The 7649-nt window shown below is 70.6% G+C and carries 6 protein-coding genes and 1 pseudogene; 4 read left to right on the forward strand and 3 right to left on the reverse strand.

Features of this window, described 5'->3' with window-relative positions:
• The 4 genes from V7E05_RS06725 to V7E05_RS06740 form a co-directional block, all read left to right on the forward strand.
• Positions 1-259 (forward strand): RNA polymerase sigma factor (locus V7E05_RS06725; RefSeq protein WP_333618902.1); only part of this gene is annotated, 259 nt, incomplete at its 5' end.
• 32 nt (positions 260-291) lie between these two features.
• Positions 292-876 (forward strand): methylated-DNA--[protein]-cysteine S-methyltransferase, encoded by a 585-nt coding sequence (locus V7E05_RS06730; RefSeq protein WP_333618903.1) that lies wholly within the window; start codon positions 292-294, stop codon positions 874-876.
• A gap of 159 nt (positions 877-1035) precedes the next feature.
• Positions 1036-2622: an SDR family NAD(P)-dependent oxidoreductase gene (locus tag V7E05_RS06735; RefSeq protein ID WP_333618904.1), complete on the forward strand. Its 1587-nt coding sequence runs from the start codon at positions 1036-1038 to the stop codon at positions 2620-2622.
• Positions 2619-3773 (forward strand): nucleoside hydrolase, encoded by a 1155-nt coding sequence (locus V7E05_RS06740; RefSeq protein WP_333618905.1) that lies wholly within the window; start codon positions 2619-2621, stop codon positions 3771-3773. Before V7E05_RS06735 ends, V7E05_RS06740 begins: the two co-directional genes overlap by 4 nt.
• 20 nt (positions 3774-3793) lie before the next feature.
• Here the strand turns inward: V7E05_RS06740 and meaB are convergent, their stop codons facing one another.
• From meaB to V7E05_RS06755, 3 genes and pseudogenes are all read right to left on the reverse strand, one after another.
• The gene (gene meaB, locus V7E05_RS06745) at positions 3794-4798 is read right to left on the reverse strand and encodes a methylmalonyl Co-A mutase-associated GTPase MeaB (protein ID WP_333618906.1); all 1005 of its coding nucleotides are present in this window, start codon (positions 4796-4798) and stop codon (positions 3794-3796) included.
• A 13-nt stretch (positions 4799-4811) separates the two neighbouring features.
• Positions 4812-7088, reverse strand: a complete 2277-nt coding sequence (gene scpA, locus V7E05_RS06750; RefSeq protein WP_333618907.1) for a methylmalonyl-CoA mutase — start codon at positions 7086-7088, stop codon at positions 4812-4814.
• A pseudogene (locus tag V7E05_RS06755) lies at positions 7089-7649 on the reverse strand (methylmalonyl-CoA mutase); the annotation flags it as partial.

Here is a 7649-nt window from a genome sequence, read left to right on the forward strand (position 1 = left end):
GCCCGAGGCCGTAGCCGAGGCGCGGGAGATCTGGGACCGCGTCGCGGCGCTGCCGGAGCGGCAGCGCCTCGCCATCGCGTACCACTACCTCGGCGGCCTACCGCACGGCGAGACCGCGGATCTGATCGGCGGCTCCCCTGACTCCGTGCGCCGCGCGGCCGCCGACGGGATGCGCACGCTCCGGGCGGCCTACCTCGGTGCGGCCGAGGGCCGACCGGGGAGGACTAGAACCACGGCGAAAGGGCGAGGCGAGCGATGAATCCCAGCGACGGAAGAAGAGAATCACCACCCATGACGGCGGAGTTCCCCGTCCCTCGGGCGGAGCTCGACGCCCTGCGTGCGCGACTCGGCGCTGCGGCTTCGTCGGCAGGACTCGCCGACATCTCGTACCGCACCGTCGATTCCCCGATCGGCCGACTCCTCCTCGCGGCTACGGAACGCGGCCTCGTCCGCATCGCTTTCGAGCGCCAGGGTTTCGCAGAAGCGCTCGAAGGGCTCGCCGCCGCGGTCTCCTCGAGGATCGTCGAGAATCCCGCGCGCCTCGAAGGCGCGGCCCGGGAGCTCGACGAGTATTTCGAGGGCCGGAGGAACGATTTCGCGCTTCCCCTGGATCACTCGTTGTCCGCCGGTTTCCACCTGGCCGTCCAGAAGCTGCTCCCCGGGATCCCCTTCGGCGGAACGGCGACGTACGCCGCGCTCGCGGCGGAGGCCGGGAGCCCGCGCGCCGTCCGGGCCGTGGGAACGGCGTGCGCCACGAACCCGCTGCCCATTGTGGTTCCCTGCCACCGGGTGCTGCGCAGCGATGGCGGCCTCGGCGGGTACGCGGGCGGCACGGACGCCAAGCGCCTCCTCCTCGACCTCGAGTCGGCGGCGTAGGGCTCCCGGGGACGGTCGCCCGGAGCGCAGGCCGCCCGGGGTTCTCTCGATTCCGGGAGGCGGTATCGCGGGCCCTAGGATGGACACGGCTGTCCGCCGTCATCCGCGAGACGAACCGCCCCTCCGCCCCCACAGATCAACCGTAAGAGAAGAGCCCGCATGCCCGAACAGGGAGGAATGGACGCAGAGGTCGAGCCGGGGAGCGATGCCGGTATCGATCCCGGCATCGATCCCCGGGCCGATCACGGTATCGACCCGAGCGATCTCGAGACCTGCCTCCGCGTGCTCGACGAGGGCGGGCGGCTCGATGCCGATCACCCGGATTCGGTGCGCCTGCAGCGGGCCGTCGGCAGGCTATTCAAGGAGGTCAAGAGGCAGCGGCGGGCGGCCGCGAAGCGCGAGAAGCGCGAGGCCGACAGGGAGGTCCTCGAACGCACCGCGACGGGCTCGGCGCAGCGCGTCGACGACGAGACGGCCGGAATCCCCCTCGTGTCCTCGGCGCCCGGGGCGATCGCCGGGCACCTCACCGAGCCCCAGGACTGCTACATCTGTAAAGAGCCGTACACGCAGATCGACGCTTTCTACCACCAGCTCTGCCCGAGCTGCGCCGCCATCAACAGGGCGAAGCGCGATCCGGAGATGGATCTGCGCGGGCGGCGCGCGCTACTCACCGGTGGCCGCGCGAAGATCGGCATGTACATCGCGCTCATGCTGTTGCGCGCCGGCGCGGACGTGACCATCACGACCCGGTTCCCCCGTGACGCCGCCCGCCGCTTCTCCCGCATGGACGATTACGCCGACTGGTCGGACAGGATCACCGTGATCGGCGTCGACCTGCGCGACCCGGCGCAGGTCACGGCGCTCGGCGACACCGTGGCCGGCGATGGTCCGCTCGACATTCTCATCAATAACGCCGCGCAGACCGTGCGCCGCTCACCCGGCGCGTACTCGGGACTCGTCGACGGCGAAACTGAGGCGCTCGCCGGAGCGGCTGCCGACGTCCGGCGGATCTCGATGGGGCGGTCCAGCGAGGCGCATCCGGAGTCCCTCGCCGGGGCCGGGGGCACGCTCGCCGCGCTCTCGGGGACGGTGGTTCCAACGGTCGGCGGTGCAGTCGAGGGCGCGGACTGCGCGGTCCCCGCCGCGCCGGCGAGCCCCGCCGAGCGGCTCGCGACCGATGCGCTCCGCGCGGGATCGGCGCTGCCCGAGCGGATCGCCGCGGGCACCGCCGTCGATGCAGGCGGCCTCCTCCCCGACGTCGTGCACACGAACTCCTGGGTCCAGACGGTCGAGCAGATAGCGCCGCTCGAAATGCTCGAGGTGCAGCTGTGCAATTCCGTCGCCCCGTTCATCCTGCTGTCCAGGCTCCGCCCGGCGCTCGAGGCATCGACTGCGCGGCGCAAGTACGTGGTCAACGTTTCGGCCATGGAGGGCGTCTTCTCGCGCCGCTACAAGGGCCCTGGGCACCCGCACACGAACATGGCGAAGGCCGGGCTCAACATGCTCACCCGGACGAGTGCCGCGGAGCTGTACGAAAAGGGCATCCTCATGACCGCCGTCGACACCGGCTGGATCACCGACGAGCGCCCGCACACGACGAAGACCCGACTCGCCGACGAGGGGTTCCGGGCGCCGCTCGATCTCGTCGACGGGGCCGCACGTGTCGTCGATCCCATCGTCCGCGGAGAGGCAGGCGAGGACGTCTACGGGGTGTTCCTCAAGGATTTCGAGATGTACCCGTGGTGAGCGGATCCGATGCCGCGGGAGCGGGGACGGCTGCTCCCGTTGTGCTCCTCGACTGCGATCCCGGCATCGACGATGCCATGGCCATTGCCGACCTCCTCGCCCGCCGCGCATTCGCCGAGGTCGAATTGGCCGGGATCGTCGCGACGGCGGGCAACGCCTCCGGCCCGGATACGGTGGCCGCCGCACTCGGCTGGCTGGACCTCGGCGAACGCACGGACGCACGAGCGGGGCGCACCGGACTTCCGCAGGTACCCGTCTTCCCGGGGGCCGATGGTCCGCTCGATGTCCCGCATCCCACGACTCCCGAGACCCACGGGCCCAGGGGCACAGGGTATGCGCACCTGCCGGAATTGCGGCGGGCGCCGTCAGAAATGGATGGGGTCACGGCGTGGAGCTCGCTAAGCCGCGCCCATTCCGGGCGCCTCCACGCGGTCGTCACGGGCCCGGCGAGCACCCTCGCCCGCGCGCTGCGGGCCGACCCCGGGATCGTGGGGCGGCTGGCGAGCCTGACGATCATGGGCGGCGCGTTTCGCGGGCACCCCGGGAACACGACCGCCGTCGCGGAATGGAACTGCCACAGCGATCCCGAGGCCGCGCAGGTGGTGTGCGAAGCGTTCGGGCCCAGGGCGGGCGGTGTGGACGGGGCGTCGGGGGCGGAAGCAGGAACTGGAGCCGGTACCGGTACTGGTACCCATCTCTCCCCCGTGTTCCCGCGCTGGTGCGGCCAGGACGTCACGGACGGTGCGATACTTCAGCCCGCGCGTCTCACCGCCCTGCTCGCCGAGACCGGGGGCGCCCCGGTGACCCGGGCGCTCGCCGCGGCGTTGCGCTTCTACTTCGAGTTCCACGAGTCCATGGGCGAGGGCTACGAGGCGAAGGTGCACGACCCCGCAGTCGTGGCGCTCGCGCTCGAACCCGGGGACGGGCGGTGGGCACCGGCGCGCGTCGACGTCGCGTGCGCCGGGGCGCTCACGCGCGGGCAGACCGTGGCCGAGTTCCGCGCAGAGCGGTGGACGGGCGGTCCATTCGGCTCGGGCGCGCGCAACGCCGACGTGCTGCTCGGGGTGCCCGGCGGCGCGGCCTCGCTCGTCGAGGCGTGGGCGGCGCGGCATGCCCGCTGGGTCGGCGGGCCGGGGCCGGCACTCGGATAAGCCCGGGCCGTTCGTGCCGTCTACTCGGCCGAGGAATCGTAGGCGTCGAGGATCCGCCGCGCGGCGAGGGTCGCCGTGAGCTCCCCGGCCTCCACCTCGGAGATCGCCTCGCCGGCCACCTCCTGCACGCTGTTGCGCTCGGTGAGCCGCGCGAGAAGCTCCTCGCGCACCATCGACCACGTCCACTCGGCCTGTTGGCGGGCGCGGCGCCTGGAGAACTCGCCGCTGCGCTCCATCGTCTCGCGGTGCGCTTGGACCTTCTCCCAGAACTCCTCGACGCCGTCCCCCGAGAGCCCGGACATGGTCATCACGGGCGGGGTCCACAGGGCGTCGTGGGGCTGGATCATGCGGAGAGCGGACCCGAGTTCTCGTGCAGCGCGCTTTGCCTCGCGCACGTGTTCGCCGTCGGCCTTGTTCACCGCGATGAGCTCGGCGATCTCGAGCACACCCTTCTTGATGCCCTGGAGCTGGTCGCCGGTCCGCGCCAGGGTGAGGAACGTGAAGATGTCGGTCATTCCCGCCACGGTGATCTCCGACTGCCCGACCCCCACCGTCTCGACGAGGATGACGTCGAAGCCCGCGGCCTCCAAGACGATGATCGCCTCCCGGGTGGCGCGGGCTACACCGCCGAGAGTCCCGGACGTCGGCGACGGCCGGATGTAGGCGTCGGGCTCGACCGAGAGGCCGGCCATCCGCGTCTTGTCGCCGAGGATCGAGCCGCGGGTCCGCGAGGACGAGGGATCGACGGCGAGGACCGCGACCTTGTGCCCCTTGGCGATGAGCTGCAGCCCGAGCGACTCGATAAAAGTAGATTTGCCGACGCCGGGCACGCCCGTGATCCCGATGCGCTGCGCCCCGCCCGAGTGCGGGAGGAGCTCCATGAGCAGCTCCTGCGCGGGCTCTCGGTGGCGGCGCGCCACCGACTCTACGAGCGTGATGGCGCGGGCGACCTGCGGACGCTCGTCGGCGCGCACGGCGGCGGCGAGCGCGGGGATGTCGATGGACCGGTCTCGGGGACCCGGCATGTGCGGCCCCCTCCTATTCCGAGGCGGGTTCGGCGTTCGCCTCCGCGGGGAGCTCTATGCCGAGCTGATCCCCGAGTAGCCCGATGAGCTCGGCGGCGGATTCGGCGATCACGGTCCCAGGAGGGAAGATCGCCGCTGCGCCTGCCTCGCGGAGCTCGGCGAAGTCGCCGGGCGGGATGACTCCGCCGACCGTGATGAGAATGTCCTCGCGGCCGATCGCCGCGAGCGCCGCGCGGAGCGCGGGGACGAGCGTGAGGTGCCCCGCGGCGAGTGAGGAGACGCCGATCGCGTGGACGTCGTTGTCCGCGGCTTGGCGGGCGACCTCTTCCGGGGTTTGGAACAGTGGGCCCATGTCGACGTCGAAGCCGAGATCGGCGAACGCCGTGCCCACGACCTTTTGGCCGCGGTCGTGACCGTCCTGCCCCATCTTCGCGATGAGGATGCGCGGACGGCGCCCCTCCTCGCGGGCAAAGGCATCGGCGAGCTCCATGGCGCGGTCGACGTTGTTCACGGCACCCTCCTTGACGACCTCCTGGCGGTAGACGCCGGAAAGCGTCTTGATCTCGGCCTTGTGGCGGCCGTAGACCCTTTCCAGCGCGTCGGAGATCTCGCCGCCCGTGGCATGGGCGCGCGCGGCGTCGACGGCGAGCGCGAGGAGATTGTGCTCCATCGACGAGCCGCCCTTCTCACGCGCTGCCGCGGTGAGGCGGTCGAGCGCGGCGGTGCACGACTCCTCGTCTCGCTCGGCGCGGAGGCGTTCGAGCTTGGCGATCTGCTCGGCGCGAACGCGCGAGTTCTCGACCTTGAGGACCTCGACCTCCTGGTCCTCCTCGACGACGTACTTATTGACCCCGATGACGGGCTGGCGACCCGAGTCGATACGGGCCTGCGTGCGCGCGGCCGCCTCCTCGATGCGGAGCTTGGGGATGCCCTCGCCGATGGCCTTCGCCATCCCGCCGGCCTCTTCGATCTCGCGCAGGTGCTCGCGGGCCTTATCGGCGAGCTGAGCGGTGAGAGACTCGATGTAGTACGAACCCGCCCACGGGTCGATCGGGCGCACGGTGCCCGATTCCTGCTGGAGGAGCAGCTGGGTGTTGCGGGCGATGCGCGCGGAGAAGTCGGTGGGCAGGGCGAGCGCCTCGTCGAGCGCGTTGGTGTGCAGGGACTGCGTGTGCCCCTGCGTCGCCGCCATCGCCTCGATGCACGTGCGGGCGACATTGTTGAACGGGTCCTGCGCGGTGAGCGACCAGCCGGAGGTCTGCGAGTGCGTGCGGAGCGAGCGGGACTTCGGGTTCTTCGGCGAGAACTTCTCGACGAGCTCGCTCCACAGCAGGCGGCCTGCACGGAGCTTGGCGACCTCCATCGCGAAGTTCATCCCGATCGCCCAAAAGAACGACAACCGCGGGGCGAAAGCGTCGATGTCGAGCCCGGCGTCGAGTCCTGCGCGAATGTACTCGACCCCGTCGGCCAGCGTGTAGGCGAGCTCGAGATCGGCCGTCGCCCCGGCCTCCTGGATGTGGTAGCCGGAGATGGAGATGGAGTTGAATCGCGGCATCTTCTGCGAGGTGTAGGCGAAGATGTCCGAGATGATCCGCATCGAGGGCTCGGGCGGATAGATGTAGGTATTGCGGACCATGAACTCCTTGAGGATGTCGTTCTGGATGGTCCCTGCCAGCTTCTCCGGCGGAACGCCCTGCTCCTCGGCCGCGGTGATGTAGAGGGCGAGGATCGGCAGGACCGCACCGTTCATGGTCATCGACACCGAGACCTGCGAGAGGTCGATTCCGGCGAAGAGTTCGCGCATGTCGAGGATCGAGTCGATGGCCACGCCGGCCATGCCCACGTCCCCCGCGACGCGCGGATGATCGGAGTCGTAGCCGCGGTGCGTGGCGAGATCGAAGGCCACCGAGAGGCCTTTCTGCCCTGCGGCCAGGTTTCGCCGATAGAAGGCGTTCGACTCGCTGGCGGTGGAGAAGCCGGCGTACTGCCGGATGGTCCACGGCTGGTTGACGTACATCGTGGGGTACGGACCGCGGAGGAACGGCGCACGCCCCGGGAAGGTGTCCACAGGGTAGGCGGTCGCGTCGCCTGATGGATCGGCGAGCGCATCTCGGTCGGCGCGAGTGTAGACCCGTTCGACGGAAATGCCCTCGGGGGTCTCCCATTGGGCGTCGGCCGCCTGGCCGCGGGGCTGCTCGAGGTAGTCGTGCTGCGATTCGGTCGCGGACCCGGCACCGGCCGAGGCCCCGCCCCAGCTGCGCGGAATCGCCGAGAAATTCGGAATGCTCATCTACTTCGCTCCCAACTGCGCGGCGACGCGCTCCATCGCGTCGATGACGTCGATGCCCACGGACAAGTACTCGTCGGCCTTTTCGGCTCCCGAGACCTCGCCGAACGGCTTGGACTTCCCGGCAACGAGCACGGTGTGTGCCCCGGCCTCCCTGAGCGCGGCGACCGCGGCCCCGCCGCCATCTGACGCATAGCGCTTATCCGAGCCGCAGAGCACGGCGCACACGGTGCCCTGCGCGGCGCCCGCCGCGGAGGACACGAAGTCCGAGAGCGCGCTCGCGTAGTCGGTGGGCTCGGCGACATCGAGGTCGGCCACGTCGACGCCGCCTGCGGCGAGGAGGTTGACCACGAATGTGGTCCGCGCGCTGCGCTCTGCCGGCAAGCCGAGCCCGGCGAGCGCCACGGTCGGACGCTGGCCGGTGCGTTCGAGGAAGGCGTCCGAGCGGTCACGCAGCGCCTCGAAGGCGTCCCCGTAGGAATAGCGGCCCGGAGCGCGCTGCGTTTCCGGAAGCGGCTTCTCGGCGAGGTTCGGGAATTCACTTAGCCCTGTGAGTGCCTGCGA

Origin of the sequence: Dietzia sp. (assembly GCF_036741115.1) — a bacterium.
Classification (GTDB): Bacteria; Actinomycetota; Actinomycetes; order Mycobacteriales; family Mycobacteriaceae; genus Dietzia.